Annotated in this window: 20 protein-coding genes; 10 read left to right on the forward strand and 10 right to left on the reverse strand. The window is 68.5% G+C overall.

Annotated elements, in window-relative coordinates:
- Positions 1–85 precede the first annotated feature (85 nt).
- A complete protein-coding gene (locus H7F30_RS13755; RefSeq protein ID WP_047311042.1) occupies positions 86–937 on the reverse strand; it encodes a PHP domain-containing protein in 852 nt (283 codons plus the stop codon).
- A 24-nt stretch (positions 938–961) separates the two neighbouring features.
- Between H7F30_RS13755 and H7F30_RS13760 the strand changes: the two genes are divergently transcribed.
- Positions 962–1468 (forward strand): hypothetical protein, encoded by a 507-nt coding sequence (locus H7F30_RS13760; protein ID WP_147362579.1) that lies wholly within the window; start codon positions 962–964, stop codon positions 1466–1468.
- A gap of 23 nt (positions 1469–1491) precedes the next feature.
- A complete protein-coding gene (locus H7F30_RS13765) occupies positions 1492–2313 on the forward strand; it encodes a hypothetical protein (RefSeq protein WP_118912158.1) in 822 nt (273 codons plus the stop codon).
- Between the two features lie 6 nt (positions 2314–2319).
- Here the strand turns inward: H7F30_RS13765 and H7F30_RS13770 are convergent, their stop codons facing one another.
- Complete coding sequence (locus H7F30_RS13770) at positions 2320–3786, reverse strand: threonine/serine exporter ThrE family protein (RefSeq protein ID WP_187035763.1); 1467 nt, start codon at positions 3784–3786, stop codon at positions 2320–2322.
- A 107-nt stretch (positions 3787–3893) separates the two neighbouring features.
- Here H7F30_RS13770 and H7F30_RS13775 point away from each other — a divergent pair, with 107 nt between their 5' ends.
- Positions 3894–5396 (forward strand): aminopeptidase P family protein, encoded by a 1503-nt coding sequence (locus tag H7F30_RS13775; RefSeq protein ID WP_370562647.1) that lies wholly within the window; start codon positions 3894–3896, stop codon positions 5394–5396.
- Between the two features lie 79 nt (positions 5397–5475).
- Here the strand turns inward: H7F30_RS13775 and H7F30_RS13780 are convergent, their stop codons facing one another.
- Positions 5476–6177, reverse strand: a complete 702-nt coding sequence (locus H7F30_RS13780) for a L,D-transpeptidase family protein (RefSeq protein WP_052946711.1) — start codon at positions 6175–6177, stop codon at positions 5476–5478.
- Positions 6178–6435: 258 nt separating this feature from the next.
- Between H7F30_RS13780 and H7F30_RS13785 the strand changes: the two genes are divergently transcribed.
- The 4 genes from H7F30_RS13785 (at position 6436) to H7F30_RS13800 (ending at position 10288) form a co-directional block, all read left to right on the forward strand.
- Positions 6436–7080 carry a hypothetical protein gene (locus tag H7F30_RS13785; protein WP_052946713.1) on the forward strand — a complete coding sequence of 215 codons (645 nt, stop codon included), beginning with the start codon at positions 6436–6438 and terminating at the stop codon, positions 7078–7080.
- Positions 7077–8384, forward strand: coding sequence for a magnesium transporter MgtE N-terminal domain-containing protein (locus H7F30_RS13790; protein WP_047310304.1), 1308 nt, complete (start codon positions 7077–7079; stop codon positions 8382–8384). The genes H7F30_RS13785 and H7F30_RS13790 overlap by 4 nt, the downstream gene beginning before the upstream one ends.
- A complete protein-coding gene (locus tag H7F30_RS13795; protein ID WP_370448500.1) occupies positions 8381–9055 on the forward strand; it encodes a DUF1003 domain-containing protein in 675 nt (224 codons plus the stop codon). The genes H7F30_RS13790 and H7F30_RS13795 overlap by 4 nt, the downstream gene beginning before the upstream one ends.
- A 99-nt stretch (positions 9056–9154) precedes the next feature.
- On the forward strand, positions 9155–10288 hold the full coding sequence (locus H7F30_RS13800; protein WP_187035766.1) for an Mrp/NBP35 family ATP-binding protein: 1134 nt from the start codon (positions 9155–9157) through the stop codon (positions 10286–10288).
- Between the two features lie 229 nt (positions 10289–10517).
- Here H7F30_RS13800 and H7F30_RS13805 read toward each other — a convergent pair whose 3' ends face one another.
- The 3 genes from H7F30_RS13805 to sigE are packed head-to-tail and all read right to left on the reverse strand — an operon-like array spanning position 10518 to position 12314.
- Positions 10518–11012 carry a hypothetical protein gene (locus H7F30_RS13805; protein WP_052946715.1) on the reverse strand — a complete coding sequence of 165 codons (495 nt, stop codon included), beginning with the start codon at positions 11010–11012 and terminating at the stop codon, positions 10518–10520.
- Positions 11013–11043: 31 nt separating this feature from the next.
- Entirely contained in the window at positions 11044–11628 is a 585-nt protein-coding gene (locus H7F30_RS13810) for a hypothetical protein (protein WP_187035768.1), read from the reverse strand.
- On the reverse strand, positions 11625–12314 hold the full coding sequence (gene sigE / locus H7F30_RS13815) for an RNA polymerase sigma factor SigE (RefSeq protein ID WP_187035770.1): 690 nt from the start codon (positions 12312–12314) through the stop codon (positions 11625–11627). The genes H7F30_RS13810 and sigE overlap by 4 nt, the downstream gene beginning before the upstream one ends.
- Positions 12315–12518: 204 nt before the next feature.
- Here sigE and H7F30_RS13820 point away from each other — a divergent pair, with 204 nt between their 5' ends.
- Positions 12519–13151, forward strand: coding sequence for an O-methyltransferase (locus H7F30_RS13820; protein WP_187035772.1), 633 nt, complete (start codon positions 12519–12521; stop codon positions 13149–13151).
- An 89-nt stretch (positions 13152–13240) separates the two neighbouring features.
- On the opposite strand, the gene H7F30_RS13825 is transcribed toward H7F30_RS13820, so the two are convergent.
- Entirely contained in the window at positions 13241–13408 is a 168-nt protein-coding gene (locus H7F30_RS13825) for a DUF3117 domain-containing protein (protein WP_082128596.1), read from the reverse strand.
- A 231-nt stretch (positions 13409–13639) separates the two neighbouring features.
- Here H7F30_RS13825 and H7F30_RS13830 point away from each other — a divergent pair, with 231 nt between their 5' ends.
- Positions 13640–14437 (forward strand): enoyl-CoA hydratase/isomerase family protein, encoded by a 798-nt coding sequence (locus tag H7F30_RS13830; protein WP_255464867.1) that lies wholly within the window; start codon positions 13640–13642, stop codon positions 14435–14437.
- Positions 14438–14518: 81 nt separating this feature from the next.
- On the opposite strand, the gene H7F30_RS13835 is transcribed toward H7F30_RS13830, so the two are convergent.
- From H7F30_RS13835 to H7F30_RS13845, 3 genes are read right to left on the reverse strand one after another with little or no spacing between them, the layout of a single operon-like run.
- A complete protein-coding gene (locus H7F30_RS13835; RefSeq protein WP_187035776.1) occupies positions 14519–15100 on the reverse strand; it encodes a DNA-3-methyladenine glycosylase I in 582 nt (193 codons plus the stop codon).
- A complete protein-coding gene (locus tag H7F30_RS13840) occupies positions 15087–15491 on the reverse strand; it encodes a DivIVA domain-containing protein (protein WP_187035778.1) in 405 nt (134 codons plus the stop codon). The genes H7F30_RS13835 and H7F30_RS13840 overlap by 14 nt, the downstream gene beginning before the upstream one ends.
- Entirely contained in the window at positions 15488–16282 is a 795-nt protein-coding gene (locus H7F30_RS13845; protein WP_255464868.1) for a TIGR00730 family Rossman fold protein, read from the reverse strand. Before H7F30_RS13845 ends, H7F30_RS13840 begins: the two co-directional genes overlap by 4 nt.
- 220 nt (positions 16283–16502) lie before the next feature.
- On the opposite strand from H7F30_RS13845, the gene H7F30_RS13850 reads away from it, so the two are divergent.
- A complete protein-coding gene (locus H7F30_RS13850) occupies positions 16503–17132 on the forward strand; it encodes a TetR family transcriptional regulator (RefSeq protein WP_187035780.1) in 630 nt (209 codons plus the stop codon).
- The last annotated feature ends 55 nt before the right edge of the window (positions 17133–17187 follow it).

The following is a 17187-nucleotide window of genomic DNA, read 5'->3' on the forward strand; positions in this document are numbered from 1 at the left end:
ACTCGAGCAACGCCGTCGGCCCGGGAACCACGTGGTTCCCGGGCCGACGGCGTTCGTCCTTCACTTCACGACGCGATCACACGGCTCAGTGGCGGGCCCGCACGACCTCGGTACCGCCGGAAGCCCCGGCGAGCAGCCGTTCGTATTGGTCGGGAGCAGTCGTGTTCTCCCCCAATCGGTTGGGCTTGCCGGCTCCGTGGAAGTCGCTGGAGCCCGTGACGACGAGGTCACGCTCCCGGGCGATCGCGAGCGCCCGCTCGACCTGTGAGGCATCGTGGTCGCGGTGGTGCGCCTCGATGCCGACGAGGCCGGCGTCAGCCATGGCACGCACGACGTCCTCGTCGACAATGCGCCCGCGCGATTCGGCGAAGGGGTGCGCCATGACAGGCACTCCACCGCCCGCGCGCACCAACTCCACGGCGCGCACGGGATCGAGCGCGTAATGGCCGACGTGGTACGGGCTGCCGTTGTAGAGGTAGCGCTCGAACGCTTCGGAGCGATTCGCGACGACGCCGTTCGCGACGAGAGCGTCCGCCATGTGCGGCCGCCCGATGGTCGCATCGGCACCGGCGACGGAGAGCACCTGCTCGTACGTGATGTCGACATCCTCACCCAAGCGCTCCACCATGCGCTGCGCTCGCGTGAGGCGCGACGAGCGGGCCTTCTCGAGCTCGGTGATCAGTTCGCCGTCCGTGGGCGGGAGGTAGGCAAGCAGATGGATGCTGATTCCCTCGTGCTTGCACGAGACCTCGATGCCGGGTACGAGGTCGATGCCGTGCTCACGGGCGGCAGCGGCTGCCTCGTCCCAACCACGCGTCGTGTCGTGATCGGTGAGGGCGACGACGTCGAGGCCGGAGCGAGCCGCTTCTGCGACCACCTCAGCCGGCGTCGTCGTGCCGTCGCTACAGGTGGAGTGGGTGTGAAGGTCGATACGCACGCTCACACGTTAGCCTTGCTCGTCGTGGAATCCTCCCGCTCCGACGACGACACGACCACAGGCGAGGCCATGCCCCAACCCGTGCGGTACGCGGTGTGGCTCATGCTTGCAGGCGCGCTCGTCCAGGCGTTGTCGACCCTCACGACGGCACTCGATCGGGAGGGTATCCGGGCCCAGACGGCCCGCCTCGCCGACGAGTTCGACCGCTCCCTCGACGGCAAGGCGCTCGAGCGAGCCACCGATCAGGCGTACTGGTTCGGTGTAGGCACCGGCGTGACGTTCGTGGCGCTCTGGCTCGTGGTCGCTCGGCTGTGCGCCATCGGTCGCACCAGCGGACGGCCTCTCGCGACGCTCTTCGCCACCGTCTACACCTTCACGTTCGCCTTCTCCGCGGTGCGTTCCTTCGGCCCGGGAGCGTTTCTGGGGCTCGTCACCGTCGTCGTCGGTGTCTCGGCCGTCTATCTGCTGTGGCGCAGGCCGGTCACGCCGTGGCTCGCGCGGTGCGCCGCGCGTCGCTCCCAGGGCGCGTGAGCCACGTCGATAGGCTGGATTTCATGCCTCGCCACGTCGTCGCCGCCCTCACCGCTGCAGTCCTCGTCTCGTTGACGGCCTGTAGTTCGGGCGCCGACCCGAAGGACGTCACACCGACGTCGTCGACGTTCACGAACGGTGCCCAGTCGCCGACGACGGCTGCGCCCAACCCGAACCCGGTGACGTCGCCGAGCCCCGGCGCCGTCGTGAGTTCCGACAAGGTCTTCAACTTCGTGGTGCCCAGCGGATGGAACCTGTCGAAGAAGGCCCAGGCCGTCGCCTACCTCTCCTCGGCCACCGTCGCTCACAACGTCGCCCCCACGATCGCGATCACCCGCTCGAAGGTCTCCCCCGCGCCGGCTCTCGACAAGACCGTCCAGATGGCGATGATGCAGGCTCGCCAGGACGGCGCGAGCGTGGAGCGGCTCCCCGAGCGCACCGTCGGGGGTGAGAAGTCGGTGGCCTTCACGGCCAAGTCGACGGAGAAGAACGTCGAACTGCAGCGGACCTACACGATGGTGGCGCACGACAAAGCCCTCTACGTCATCACGCTGACGAGTGCCCAGGCCGACGCGAAGCGTGACGAGGCCACCCTCACGTCGTTCCTCGCCGGCCTAACGTGGACGAAGAAGGGCGACAAGGGTTCGACCGCCAGCGGCACGACACCGGCCCCCGTTCCCACCTCGACGTCCAACCCGCCTAAGCCGAGCTCCAGTTCGTCGAGCACAGCGTCCTCGTCGAGTTCGTCCTCGATGGCGCCCTCCTCGTCCAACAAGACAACCGGCTCGGCGAAACCCTCGAGCAGCACGTCCACGAAGCCCACGGCGTCGTCGACGTCGAAGTGACGCGCGTCAGTCGGTCTGCTGGACGGTGCGACGCAACACCTTCGAGGTGAGTGAGTCCGCGCCTGCGGAAATCTGACGGCCGAGCAGCGTCCCGAGGGAGACGCCGACCGACAGCGCAAGCCCCACGAGCATCGCCAGCAGGAACGAGTCGACCCAGTTGTTGTCCTCGTTGTCCGTGACGAAGTACATGATGCCCTTGTAGACCGCGAGACCGGGGAGCAAGGGAACAATGCTCGCGGCGGTCACTGCGATGCTCGGCACGTGCAGTCGCCGCGCCACCGTCGGTGCCGCACACCCGATGAGGAAGGTCGCGATTCCGGAGGCAACGGGCTGCGAGGTGCCCCCCAGGATGTTGAACGTGGCGAAGAGGAGCCACGAGACCCCGCCCGTGACGATCGAGACGAGGACCGCTCGGGGCGCGCAGTAGGCCGAGACGGCGAAGGCGCCGCCGAGCAGCGCTCCGGCGAGGATCTGGACGACGACGTTCTGCGCCAACCCGTCCGAGGGGATGACGTACAGGTTCACCCCGATGCGACGCGCGAGACTCAGCACGAGCAGAACCCCGGCCACGACGCCGCCGGTCAGCAGCATGACCTCGTACGTGCGCGCACCGGCGGTGAGGTAGAAGCCGTCCAGGGTGTCCTGCGCAGCGGTGACGACGGACATACCGGCCAGCAGCACCACGATGCTCGAGGCCACGACGATGCTCGGGCGCACTTGTGCGAGCCACCAGATGCCGCCGGTGTGATCGCGGATGACGAGCAATGCCACCGCGATGCCGGCTGCGATGGTCGCCCCGATGACCTGTCCGAAGAAGGTCGACAGCCCCATCCGCGCGAACCGCACCTGGACGTAGTCGATGAGCGCGGTGGCGACACCGGAGATGAGGATCATCATGAGACCACCACCGAGAAGCATGGCGACACCGGCGCCCATGAGACCCCACGCTGCCGTCACGACGCCGCGACGGTATGAGTGCGGCATCTCGAGGATGCGTTCGAGCTCACCGAGGTTGTCCTCGATGTCGACGGGCTCGCTGCCGCTGGCACCGATCTCGCGCACGAGGGAGTGGAGCGCCTCGAGGCGCGAGTAGTCCGTACCCATCGAACTGACGATGCGCATGACGGTGATGGGGTCGCGGTGCACGCCGCGGTGCATGCTGAGCGTCACGGAGGTGTAGGTGATGTCGACGTGGACGCTCGAGAGGCCGTAGGCGCGGCAGACCCGCAACAGGGCGGCTGTCGTGTCGGCGACGGAGGCCCCGGTCACGAGCATGGCCTCACCGAGACGCAGGCAGAAGTCGATGACGGCGCGGGTGTGCCACTCCGAGACGTAGTCACTCCCGCCCCGAACCGCGATGGGCATCGTCGGAGGACCGCTCGGACGCAGCACCGATCGAGCTCGTCCTCGCACGCGTGTCGAACCGCCCGGCGTCGATCGTTGGGGCCGTCCACGCATGCTGCCCTCGGGCATTTTCACCACCTTGTCGCATCCACCATCAGCCACCCGTCATTGTGCGGCATACCCACCCCGGGTCGGCAAGCCGCCCACCCGGCGCAGTGTCGGCGCGAAGGGGCACAATGGGAGGTGTGAGTGAGAAGCAGCAGCAAGCAGAGCACCGAAGCCGTCCCGGCGGCGCGCAGTTCCGCGAGTTCGTCGCCTCCGGTTGGGCGCCGCGTGACACGACACCGACGCCACGCGCCGCGGTCGCAGACTTCACGCCGGCCCGTCGCGAGGCCCTCTCGCGGGAGTTCCCCGACGCACGGCTCGTCATCCCCGCAGGCGGACTCAAGGTCCGCAGCAACGACTGCGACTACCAGTTCCGTCCCCACTCGGCCTTTGCCTGGGTGACGGGCCTGGGCGCCGATCGTGAACCGGACGCCGTATTCGTCCTCGAGCCGCGCCCCGAGGGCGGCCACGAAGCCCAGATGTTCTTCAAGCCCCTCGCAGGCCGCGACACCGAGGAGTTTTTCGGTGACAGCCGCTACGGAGAGTTCTGGGTTGGTGCCCGACCCACACTCGATGACATGTCGAACGAACTGGGCGTGACGGCCCGTCACATCGACGAGTTCGGTGACGCCGTCGCGAAGGACGCCGGCGTCGTCGACGTCCTTGTCGTGCGCGACGCCGACGCCGACATCACTGCCCAGATCGAGCAGGTGCGTTCCCACCTCGACGAGGCGGCCACCGAGGCCGTCCAGGCCAAGGACGCCGAGCTGGCACGCTTCCTGTCCACCGCGCGCCTGACGAAGGACGCGTGGGAGGTCGGCCAGATGCGCGAGGCCTGCGACGCCACGGCACGTGGCTTCGAGGCCGTCGTCGCCGACCTTCCGGAAGCGGTACACCGCGGTCGCGGTGAGCGTTGGGTCGAGGGCGTCTTCGGACTCCACGCGCGTCACGCCGGCAATGGCGTCGGCTACGACTCCATCTGTGCGAGCGGCGACCACGCCAACACGCTGCACTGGATCAAGAACACCGGCGAGATCCGCTCCGGCGACCTCATCCTCATCGATGCCGGAGTCGAGGTCGACTCGCTGTTCACCGCCGACGTGACGCGTACGCTGCCGGTCTCGGGAACCTTCTCGCCTGCCCAGCGCGAGATCTACCAGGCCGTCCTCGACGCTCAGAACGCCGGTTTCGCGGCCGCGAAACCCGGTGCGAAGTTCTCCGACGTCCACGCCGCGGCCATCCGCGTCATCGCCGAGCGCCTGCACGGGTGGGGCCTTCTTCCCGAGGGTGTCGACGTCGAGGCGACGCTCGACCCGGAGAACGGCCAGTACCACCGTCGCTGGATGGTGCACGGTACGAGCCACCACCTCGGCCTCGACGTCCACGACTGCGCCCTGGCGCGCAAGGAGGAGTACATGGACGCCGAACTCAGCGAGGGCATGATCATCACGATCGAGCCGGGCCTGTACTTCAAGGCGGACGACGAGCTCGCCCCCGAGCGCTTCCGCGGCATCGGTGTGCGCATCGAGGACGACGTGCTCATCACGGCCGACGGCAACGAGAACCTGTCGAAGGCCCTTCCCCGTGAGCCTGACGAGGTCGAGGCCTGGATCAAGGACGTCTGGAGTCGCTGACGTTCTGCCCGGACGAGCGACGGCCCGTCACTTCCGAGAGGAGGTGACGGGCCGTCGTCGATCGTGGGGGCGTCCGCGATCAGTAGACGCTGACCGGCTCGCCGATATAGAGCAGGCGGTTCGCGATGAGGAAGTTCTGCGCCGACACGGACAGGCGGCAGCAACCGTGCGAGGCCGGGTAGGCCGGGATGGACGCGGAGCCGTGGAAGGCGATGCCACCGTTGAAGTAGAACGGGCGCCACAGGCCACCGAGTGCGCCGTAGTCCCAGCCGTTCGATCCGCGACGGTTGATGCGGAACTCGCCGGACGGCGTGGTCGCGCGGATCTTGCGGCCGTAGTAGGTGAACAGCTCACCGTTGCCGGTGGAGGTGTTGAAGATGTACTTCACCGAACCACCGCGCACGACCATGACGATCTGGCGACGCTTGTCGACCTCCATGCGGTTACCACCGCGACGGCTGCCCGGGCGGGTTCCGCGGTTGACGGCGCCCCACGTCTTGGCACCCACAACCCCGTCGCGGCCGAGACCAGCGACCTTCTGGATGGCGAGGACGGCCTGCACCGTCAGTGCACCGAAGACACCGTCGGGCGTGCCACACCAGTAGCCGAGCGAGTTGAGGCGCTTCTGAAGCGCGGTGACGGACGAACCGCGGCTACCGGCCTTGAGAACCGGGTTGGCTGCGGAGGCGCTGGTGGCCACGCCGGTACCCACGGCGGCCAGTGCGCCCATGGCGGCAGCACCCGCGACGACACCGCGGCGGCTGATTTCGTTGTGTTCCATGACACGTCTCCTTCTCGTGGAACGGGCGACCACTCGGCCGCTGCGGTTTCCCTCCCGCGTACCTATGACGCAACTGCGAGGCGTCCGGTTCCCCAAGAGGTCGATGTTCGTCGAACCGTCGACGACACCGCGCCCGCAGCGCTCGTACGTCGTTCCATCCAAACCAACGTCCATCATGCCAGAGAAACCCGATGCGGCTCCGCCGCCGGAGCCGTGTAGCGAGCACCTGCAACGAAATCGCAATGAAATACTGCGTGCATGAGTGCACCCACCGACCGTCTCGTCGCCGAAGCCCTCGCGAAGTCGGGGTTGCTGTGGCTCACCTCCGCGGCCGGGTCTGCACCGTGTTGGCACGTGGTCGTCGATGGTGTCGCGTACGTCGTCACGGGCCCGGGTGAGCAGTACAGCCCCGTCCACGTGGGGCGTACGAGCGTCGTCGCTCGGGCCAAGGAGTCTCGCGCTCGCCTCGTCGCGTTCGACGCGGAGGCCTCCGTCGTCTCGCCCGAGGACGACGATTGGGAAGCCGCCACGGGCGCTCTCAAGGTGGGGCGTCTCAACGCTCCCGGAGGCGACATCGTGGCTCGGTGGCGTGAGGAGGCCACGGTTCTGCGGCTCGTTCCCGACCTCACCACGGTCGTGCTGCGCGGACAGAAGCTGCCGCCGCCAGCCGCGGAGAGTGGCTCGACATCCGACACACCCACCCCGGCGCAGCAGACACCCGGTGACCGTCCCGATGACGGCCGGCGTCCGGCGTCCGGGCCCACCCGCTCCGCACGGGCCGCCGCCGAGCGCGCGAACCGTGCCGCGCAACGCGCCGACGAACAGGCGACGAACGAAAGCGGTCCTGCTTCGCCGGAAGCCGGGTCGGGTGACGACGGCGGCGCGGCTAAGGTGAGCCCGTGAGTACCCGCGTCTTCGTCGCCCGCCTCGTCGGCCTCACCGTCTTCGATCCGCTCGGAGACCGTGTGGGACGAGTTCGTGACGTCGTCGTCGTCTTCGGCAAGAACCCGAGCCCGCGCGTCATCGGCCTCGTCGTCGAGGTCGTCCAGCGTCGCCGCGTGTTCCTGCCGCTGACGCGTGTCACCTCCATCGACGCGGGCAAGGTCATCACCACCGGTCTCGTCAACATGCGCCGCTTCGAGCAGCGCCACAACGAGACCCTCGTGTGTGCCGAGCTCTTCGACCGCCAGGTCACCGTGCGCGACCCCGAAGCCGAGGAGTTCGTCGGCACGGTCGAGGACATGTCGATGGAGCAGAACCAGCGCCGCGACTGGAACATCACGAAGGTCTTCGTGCGTGAGTCGGGCAGCGCCTCGAGCGCGTCGCGCGCCATGAACCGGCTGGCGCGTCGACGCGCGGGCAAGACGAGCCTGCACGACATCCGCGACGTCTTCGGTCTGCACCGCGAGCACCAGGAGCAGTCGGCCGAGCGACTCCTCGAGGCGTACGACGACCTGCGCGTCGAGGACCTCGCCGAGGTCATCCACGACCTCACACCGAAGCGGCGCGCCGAGGTGGCCGCGGCCCTCGACGACGGCAAGCTCGCCGATGTCCTCGAGGAGCTCCCCGAGGACGACCAGGTCGAGATCATCGCCGCGCTCGGCACCGACCGTGCCGCCGACGTCCTCGAGGCCATGGAACCGGACGACGCCGCCGACCTCCTCGGCGACCTGCCGCCCGAGACGGCCGAGGACCTGCTCAAGCGGATGGAGCCCGAGGACGCCGCGCCGCTGCGACGCCTCCTCTCCTACGACGAGAACACCGCCGGTGGTCTCATGACCACCGAGCCCGCCATCCTCGGCCCGGAAGCCACGATCGCGGAGGCACTCGCCGTCGTGCGCCGTGAGGAGCTCGACCCGGCCCTCGCGTCGGCCGTCTTCATTGCGCGCCCGCCGCTCGAGGTGCCCACGGGACGCTTCCTCGGGATGGTGCACACGCAGCGTCTGCTGCGCGAGCCGCCGCACACGTCGGTCGGCAACGTCGTCGACTCGACCATCGACCCGCTGAACGTCGAGGCTCCTCTCGGTGAGGTGACGCGCACGCTGGCGCAGTACAACCTCGTCTCGCTGCCCGTCGTCGACGACAACGGGCGCCTGCTCGGCGCCGTCACGGTCGACGACGTGCTCGACCACATCCTTCCCGAGGACTGGCGTGAGGAGCGCCACGACCTTCACCACGACCGCAAGCTGCCGGGGGTGGACGCATGAGCCGTAGCGGCAAGGACGAACGTCGCGACAACCGCGAGGAGATGCGCCGCGACGCTCTCAAGGAAGCGCGCCGCGAGATGCGCGGCGACGAACGCGGCGAGAGCACGGGGCGCCTCGATCAGCCCCAGGAGAAGCGCGCGAGTGTGCTGCCGCGCTTCTCGATGGACTCCGAGAACTTCGGTGTCGCGAGCGAGAAGTTCGCGCGCTTCATGGGCACGGCGACGTTCCTCATCTGGATGACGCTGTTCGTCGCCATCTGGCTGGCGTGGAACACCTTCATGCCCGAATCGGCCCAGTTCGACCCTCGTGCGCTCAACTACACGCTGCTCACGCTCATCCTGTCGCTGCAGGCCAGCTACGCGGCGCCGCTCATCCTGCTCGCGCAGAACCGTCAGGACGACCGTGACCGTGTCGGTCTCGAACAGGACCGGGCACGCGACGAGCGCAACCTCGCCGACACCGAGTTCCTCACCCGCGAGGTGGCCTCGCTCCGTCTCGCGATGCGTGAGACCGCGACGCGTGACTTCGTCCGTTCCGAGCTGCGCTCGCTCCTGGAGGAGATGGAGGAGCGCGGCATGCTTGCCTCACCGGAGGACGACGAGGAGGAGGCGGGCGGTCGCGCGGAGCGTTCGAAGAACGAGCGCAAGCCGCGGCGCAAGGACGGCGCCTGATCAGCGTCCTTCCCGCCGTCTCCGGGCGGCAAGGCGGACGTGTGCAACACCACGTCGCCCCGGCATGAGCACTTCCTACTGGGTCGTACGATGGATGGCATGTCCACTCCCACTCTCGATGCCATCGGCGCTGCCCTCGCGACGGTCGAAGACCCTGAAATCAAGAAGCCCATCACCGAACTGGGCATGGTCGACTCGGTCGACGTCTCCGAGAGCGGCCACGTCGCCGTCACGATCCTTCTGACGATCGCGGGCTGCCCGCTGAAGTCGAAGCTGACCGAGGACACGACGAAGGCCGTCATGGGCGTCGAGGGCGTCACCGGCGTCAACGTGACGCTCGGCGTCATGACCGACGAGCAGCGCAAGGACCTGCGTGAGCAGCTGCGTGGCGGTCAGGCCGAGCGCGAGGTGCCCTTCGCGCAGCCGGGTTCGATGACGCGCGTCTACGCCGTCGCCTCCGGCAAAGGTGGCGTCGGCAAGTCCTCCGTCACGACGAACCTCGCTGCCGCGATGGCGGAGCAGGGCCTCAAGGTCGGTGTCGTGGACGCCGACATCTACGGCTTCTCCGTGCCGCGCATGCTCGGCGTCGAGCAGCGCCCGACGCAGGTTGACGACATGATCCTGCCGCCGGACAGCCACGGCGTGAAGGTCATCTCCATCGGCATGTTCGTGCCCGGTAACCAGCCCGTCGTGTGGCGTGGCCCGATGCTGCACCGTGCGCTGCAGCAGTTCCTCGCGGACGTCTTCTGGGGCGACCTCGACGTCCTCCTGCTCGACCTGCCGCCCGGCACGGGTGACATCGCCATCTCGGTGGCGCAGCTCATCCCGACGGCGGAGATCCTCGTCGTGACGACGCCGCAGCAGGCTGCCGCGGAGGTCGCGGAGCGCGCCGGCGCGATCGCGTTGCAGACGAAGCAGCGCGTGGCCGGCGTCATCGAGAACATGTCGTGGCTGGAGCTGCCGGACGGCACGCGTCAGGAGATCTTCGGTGCGGGTGGCGGCCAGACGGTCGCCGACTCGCTGACGCAGGCCATCGGCGCGAAGGTCGAGCTGTTGGGCCAGATTCCGCTCGACACGACGCTACGTGAGGGCGCTGACGCGGGTACGCCGGTCGTCGTGGGCAACCCCGACTCCCCCGCCGCGGTGGCGCTGCGCGGTATCGCGAAGGGCCTCGGCACGCGTGCGCGCGGCCTGGCGGGCCGCAGCCTGGGCCTCACCCCGAACCGCAAGTAAAGCGAACACGAAGCGCCTCGGCCGGACCGAAAGGTCCAGCCGAGGCGCTTCGTCATGTAGCGGAAGCACGCACGTCGCCCGCTGAAGAGTGAGGATGTGGCCCGAAAGGTGAGCAGCGCAGACCAACCGGACCGCGCTGGGAGCCGACTCGCCCCCGAAGGCCTGTCGCACCGTAGGATCTGACCGAGCTTGCGAGGTCAGATCACCGGAAGATAGGGCAAGGGAGCGCCTACGTCGCGTCGGTGTCGAACGGCGTGGTGCGGTCGGGGTGGTATTCGGCGGTGATGTGGGAGCGCGGGGCGCTGGGGATCGCTTGGGTGTCCTCGCCGCCGACGCCTGCACTGTGGGTTTCGGCGCCGACGCCGGACGCAGCGTGGTCGGGGCCGACGGCGCCGGCCGCGGTGGAGCCGTTGGCTCGACGTTCGGTGAGGCCGACTTCGGCGGCGATATCGGCGTCGGGGTCGTCGAAGAGGGCTTCGCGAACGATGCGGCGCGGGTCGTACTGACGCGGGTCGTACTGACGCCAGTCGATGTCCTGGTATTCGGGGCCCATCTCGGATTTGAGTTGGGTCTTGGCACCTTCGGCCATGTCGCGTGCGGTGCGGATGAAGGTGCGCAACTTCGCGATGTATTCCGGCAGGCGCTTCGGGCCGATGAGCGCGAGAGCGATGATGACGATGAGAATGAACTCGCCGGAGTTGATGTCGATGAACGGGATGTTCACGCGCGCGTCACCCCTGCGAAGTCGATCTCGATCATGGTGCCATTCTGCCTGATCGCTCGTCGTTCGCCTGAATCAGGACGACGGACCAGGCGCTGCGGGCAACCGATCGTGGCCCTTCGCCGCGCACCTCGGGCGCGTCGAAGTGGTCGGTGGTCTGGGCGTTGGACGCCATGGTGGGGGCGCCGGGTGCCGTGCTGCGCGGGTGGGCGGCGCTGCTCATGACGATGGCGCCGCAGGCTGCCGCGAGCGCGACCATGCCGAGAACCGGGCGTCGGGAAGATCGGTTGTACTGCGCGGGGGCGTCCGGGGAGAGGAGGTGGACCCGCTCCTCCTTCGCCGGGGAATGCACGGCGGCCTCGCCACGAGGTGTGTCGTCCGACGGATCACGCGTGTCGAGCGCAACGAGCCCTGCGACGAGGCGAGCGTGACGTCCGGGGTCGAGGGGCACTCGGCGCACCTGCAGGACGATGGCACGTTCGGCTTCGACGCTCTGGCGGCAGCCCTCGCAGCTGATGATGTGCCGTGCGGCGAGGTGAGAGCTCGTCTCGTCGAGTTGGCCGTCGACGTAGGCGTCGACGAACTCTCCGAGGTGGCCCTCCCTGTAGCGGCGCGTCACGACATCCCCAGTGCTGTGCGGGGCCCTCCGAGCCCGTCGGTGGCTGCGCGCACGACATCTCCGGCGCGTCGGCGCTCCTCGCGGGCCGCAGGCGAACGGTGCGCGAGCGATTCACGCAGTGCGGCACGCCCGCGGTGGATGCGGGAGCGCACGGTGCCGAGCTTGAGTCCGAGGGTGGCCGCGATCTCCTCGTAGGAGAGCCCCTCGATGTCGCACAGGACGACAGCGGCACGGAAGTCGGGCGCGAGGGCGTCGAGCGCGCGCTGCACGTCGTCGTCGAACTCGGCGTCGAGTACGACCTGCTCGGGGCCTCGGGCCGTGGAGGGCAGGCGCGTGTCGGCATCGTCGGCGAGCGCGTCGAAGCGGATGCGCTGCTTTCGACGCATGCGGTCGAGGAAGAGGTTCGTCGTGATGCGGTGCAGCCAGCCCTCGAAGGTTCCCGGCCGGTAGGAGCTCAGGGAGTTGAACACGCGGACGAAGACGTCGTGCGTGAGGTCCTCGGCGTCGTGAACATTGCCCGTGAGGCGGTAGGCCAGGCGGTAGACGCGCGGGCTGTGCTCAGTGACGATCTCCTCCCACGTCGGCGGAGCCCAGCCTTCGGGTGCCCGTTCGGGCACGACGACGCGCGAGCGCGTGTTGACTGGGTGGGCCGGGTCGCTGACCGTGTCCGGCACCTGGCTTCTCATCTCATGTCCTCCCCGGTCGAACGAGTCGACACCGCATGGTTTCTGTCCTCATCCTGACCGGGCCGTCTGTGCGTGGCCTGAGCGTCGCCCAAGCCCCTCTTCGACGGTTTCAACGCGAACGGCCACCCGTTCGTTCCCTCCGCAGCCGATCGATGTGCTCCGACGGTTCGCGGGCGAGACTTGCTTCCAAATAGAATCAACCTCATGACGAGCTTCAAACCGGCCAGCTGGGCGTATGCCGAGGACTTCGCGTACGAACCGGCCCACATCGAGGCTGCGCGCCAACAGGGCGAGCACCTCGGCGCGACGCCGGTGAGCCCCGCCGCGGGAGCGGCCCTTCGCATGCTCGCTGCGACGACGGGCGCACGCACCGTCGTCGAGGTGGGCACGGGCGCCGGCTGCTCGGGGCTGTGGCTGCTCGAGGGCATGCCGAGCGACGGGGTCCTCACGACGATCGACGTGAGTCTCGAACACCAGCGCGCAGCCCGCGCTGCCTACCAGCGCGCGGGTCACGCCCCGCAGCGCACCCGCATCATCTCGGGCAGTGCACTCACGGTGCTGCCACGTCTGGCCGATCGCGCGTACGACCTCGTGCTCGTCGACGGGGAGAAGGACGAGTACCCGGCCTACGTCGAACAGGCGTTGCGCCTCGTACGCCCGGGGGGCGTGGTCGTGCTCGACAACATGCTGTGGCACGACCGCGTGGCAGACCCCGCGGTACGCGACGAGACGACGATGACCCTGCGCGCGCTGGCCAAGACGCTCCGTGAGGACGACGACCTCATGACGACGCTGCTGCCTGTGGGCGACGGCCTCCTCGTGTGCGTCAGGCGCTGATCAGCCGACGACTCAGCTCGAACATACGAAGAAGACGCTCGCCCCGTCGCGGGGTGAGCGCCTTCTTCGTGGTTCGCGATCAGCGTGCGTCAGCCGACGCAGCCCTTGATCGCGTCACCGAGGGCCTTCGCCTCGTCAGCATTCATTTCGACGACGAGACGGCCGCCGCCCTCGAGAGGCATACGCAGCAGGATGCTGCGACCCTCCTTGGTGACCTCGAGGGGACCGTCGCCGGTCCGAGGCTTCATGGCTGCCATGGGTGACCCCTTTCAGGTGCACGCGCGGGCGCGTGCCGTTCTCGATCGCGCTCCGCCGTCCACCGGGTGTTCCACGAGGGATTCACCGACGGGCCCACCGGGTGTGACGGGCCGTGTCGCGCGTGCGCGACGGGGCTTGTTGCTACTAGTATGACGCGCTTTTTCGGCCAGACGAAATCGCGGAGTGGCGCGCGTCACCATTCGTCGGGGTGAATGCGATTGAATCGGGGCATGACTTCTGACGCTCCCGTCCTCTACGACGTTTCGAATTCGGTCGCAACCATCACCCTGAACCGCCCCAAGGCACTGAATTCGCTCACCACGGAGGCGCGCGTCGAACTGCTCGACGCGCTGCGTCGAGCCGCCTCCGACGAGTCGGCGCGCGTCGTCGTCCTCACCGGCGAGGGGCGCGGCTTCTGCGTCGGACAGGATCTACGCGAACACGCCGAACAACTCGCCAGTGGGGGCAGCGGGAGCACCCTGTCGACCGTTGCCGAGCACTACAACCCGATCGCGCGGGAGATCGCACGGATGCCGAAGCCGGTCGTCGCCCGGCTCAACGGCGTCACCGCTGGGGCCGGCCTGTCGATCGCCATGCTGGCCGACTTCCGCGTCGCCGTGGAATCAGCCACTTTCACCACGGCCTTCGCCGGCATCGGGTTGAGCTGTGACACGGGTGCGAGCTGGTCCCTGCAACGCCTCGTCGGCCCTGCGCACGCCCGTGAGCTCCTCTTCGACGCAACACCCATCAAGGCCGATCGCGCCCTTGAGCTGGGCCTCGTCAACACGGTGGTGGCCGACGACCAGTTGGACGCGACGGTTGATGCTCTCGTCGCCCGTCTCGCGGCAGGCCCGACGGCGGCCTACGCCGCGATGCGCGAAGCGCTCATGTTCGCCTCGACCCACTCCCTCGATGAGTCGCTCGACTTCGAGGAGCCGCGCATGGTGGCGACGGGTGCCACCGAGGACCACAGCCGCGCCGTGACCTCGTTCCTGGCCAAGGAGAAGCCGACCTTCGAGGGCCGCTGACGCAACGTCGCCGAACGGTGACGAGCCGGGGTGGCGAGGAACGCCCTGACCACCCCGGCTCTCTCGGAAGGGCTAGGGCGTTCACTCCCCCGCGATCTCGTCGCCCGCAGCACAGCCGACCGCGTGGTCGTTGACGAACCCGCAGGCCTGGAAGAGCGAATAGCAGGTCGTCGGGCCCACGTGCGCGAAGCCGTGACGCTTGAGCGCTTTCGACAGGGCGGTGGACTCGCTCGAGAACCCCACGACCTCGTCCGGCGTGCCGGGACGCGAGTGTTCGACGGGCGCGTGTTCCTCGATGAGCCGTTCGAGGCCAACCGTGTCACGCAGCCGCACGACGGCACGCGCGTTCGTCAGGGTCGCATCGATCTTGCGCCGATTACGGACGATGGCGGCATCGCCCATGAGCCGTGCGACATCGGCGTCACCGAAGCCGGCGACGGTGTCCGGGTCGAAGTCACGAAAGGCCGCCCGGAACGCCTCGCGCTTGCGAAGAATCGTCAGCCAGGACAGCCCGGACTGGAAAGCCTCGAGCATGAGGCGTTCGAACAGCTCGCGCTCACCGCGCACCCGTCGGCCCCACTCGCTGTCGTGATAGCGCAGGTAGTCGGGCGCACTCGTCACCCAACCGCATCGCGCGACGCCGTCGGGCTCATGCGTCAGCATCGTCGCCTTCGCTGCGGCGGCGACGGAACTGCACGACGTCCGCGGCGCGGTCAGCGCGCTCCGGCTCGACGCGTCCGGCACCGAAACGCGACACCGGCACCCTCTCGCCGCGCGGTTCGTCGTGCTCGCTCCGCTCCAGCCGTGCCTCCAGGTCGTGGATCTCGTCGAAGAGCCGGTCGAGCACGGCGTCGACCTGCGCCATGTTGTAGCCGCGCAGCGACTGATCGAGGCGCACGGCATCGACTCCCGCCGAGCCGAGCTTGCCCTTCGGCAGGTCGAATGCCGACGTCGCCGTGGGCGAACTCATGGTGTCGGCCCCCACGCGCCCGACGACGACGGCGACCACGCCACCGATGACGAGTACGAGCACGACGATGAGCAAGATCATCATGAGGTGGCCTCCTGGTCGTTCGACTGGTGGGCGCGAACCTTTGCGACGTCCTCCGGGTCGGCTTCCAGAGCAGCTGCGTGCGCCTCACGGATGAAGGCGAGCGCCTCGTCGGCCGTGTCGACGATGCGCAGACGCTCGACGTCGGCAGCCGAGATCATGCTGCGCGAAAGGAGCGTCTCGCGCATCCAGTCGCGCAGAGGCTCCCAGAAGTCGGCGCCGACGAGCACGATCGGGTAGTGGTTGACCTTCTGTGTCTGCACGAGGGTGAGCGCCTCGAACATCTCGTCGAGCGTGCCCACGCCGCCGGGCAGCACGACCGCGCCCTGCGTGTACTTGACGAAGACCGTCTTGCGCACGAAGAAGTAGCGGAAGTTCATGCCGGTCGTGACGTAAGGGTTGAGGCCGGTCTCGAACGGCAGCTCGATGCCGAGCCCGACGGAGACACCGCCCGCCTCCCGCGCACCCTTGTTCGCCGCCTCCATCGCACCCGGACCGCCGCCCGTGACGACGGCGAAGCCCTCCTCGACGAGGGCGCGACCCACGTCGACTCCGACCTGGTAGGCGGGATCGTCGGTGGCCACACGCGCAGAACCGAAGACGCTGATGGCCGGGCCGAGTTCGGCGAGCGCCGAGAAACCGCGGATGAACTCCGACTGGATGCGCATGGCTCGCCAGCGCGTGGCAACGAGCTCGCGCCAGCCGAAGAGTCCCCGATCGGCGCGCGTCACCCGCGTGTAGGGATTGTCGTCGAGCAGGTCGACGTCGGCTTGCTGCCGCTCTGGTGCGCTCACGGAAGACAGCTTCTCAGAAACGATGGGGCCGGGCACGTCCTGCCCCTCACCGAGGACGTACGGCGTGCCGCGCCCCCGCCACAGGGTGGGGCGACGTCGTCGCGTCGCGTTCGCCACAACCCGCAGTGCAGGTCCAACTGTTACGTTGCTGCGAAGAATGAAGAATGTTGCGGCGCACCACCGTGCGACGCCCAGGGGTGGGAAGGCACAGGGCACGAGCATGGCGTGGGACACCGAGAAGACGAAGAGTCGCATCCTCGAAGCAGCCCTGCTCGAGTTCTCCGAGAAAGGTCCGGCCGGCACGACGATCGACAACGTCGCCCGGCGCTCCGGCGTGAACAAGGAGCGGATCTACCACTACTTCGGCAACAAGCAGGCCCTGTTCGGCGTCGTGCTCGACGGGGAACTGCGCACGATCTCCGAGGCCGTGCCCGTCTCAGCCACGGGGCGACTCGACATCGACGCCTACATCGGCGACCTGTTCGACTATCACCGCGAGCATCCGCACCTCAACCGTCTCGTCCTGTGGGAGGGGTTGACCTACAACGGAACCATCCTCGACGAGTCGCGCCGGCGCGAGTACTACGCCGCGCGCGTCTCGGCGGTGCGTTCCGGGCAAGAGAACGGTGAGATCGCCACGAACGTCGACGCCGACGTCCTCGCGTTCCTCCTGCTGTCGTTGGCCGGCTGGTGGTCGTCCGTTCCGCAGATCGCGCACACGATGAGCGCCGACCCGGACGGCGTCGACCTCGACACCCGCCGACGCAACGTCATCGAGGCGGCCAAGAACCTGCTCGGTCAGTGCGGCGTCGCGGGCGCCCGAGGCGGCGTGGACTCACACGGCTTCTGACGCGGCCGGTCGAACACGAGCACGGGCGAGGTCGAACCGCCGAAAGGTTCGACCT

Source organism: Dermacoccus sp. PAMC28757 (genome assembly GCF_014302635.1).
Taxonomy (GTDB): domain Bacteria; phylum Actinomycetota; class Actinomycetes; order Actinomycetales; family Dermatophilaceae; genus Dermacoccus; species Dermacoccus abyssi.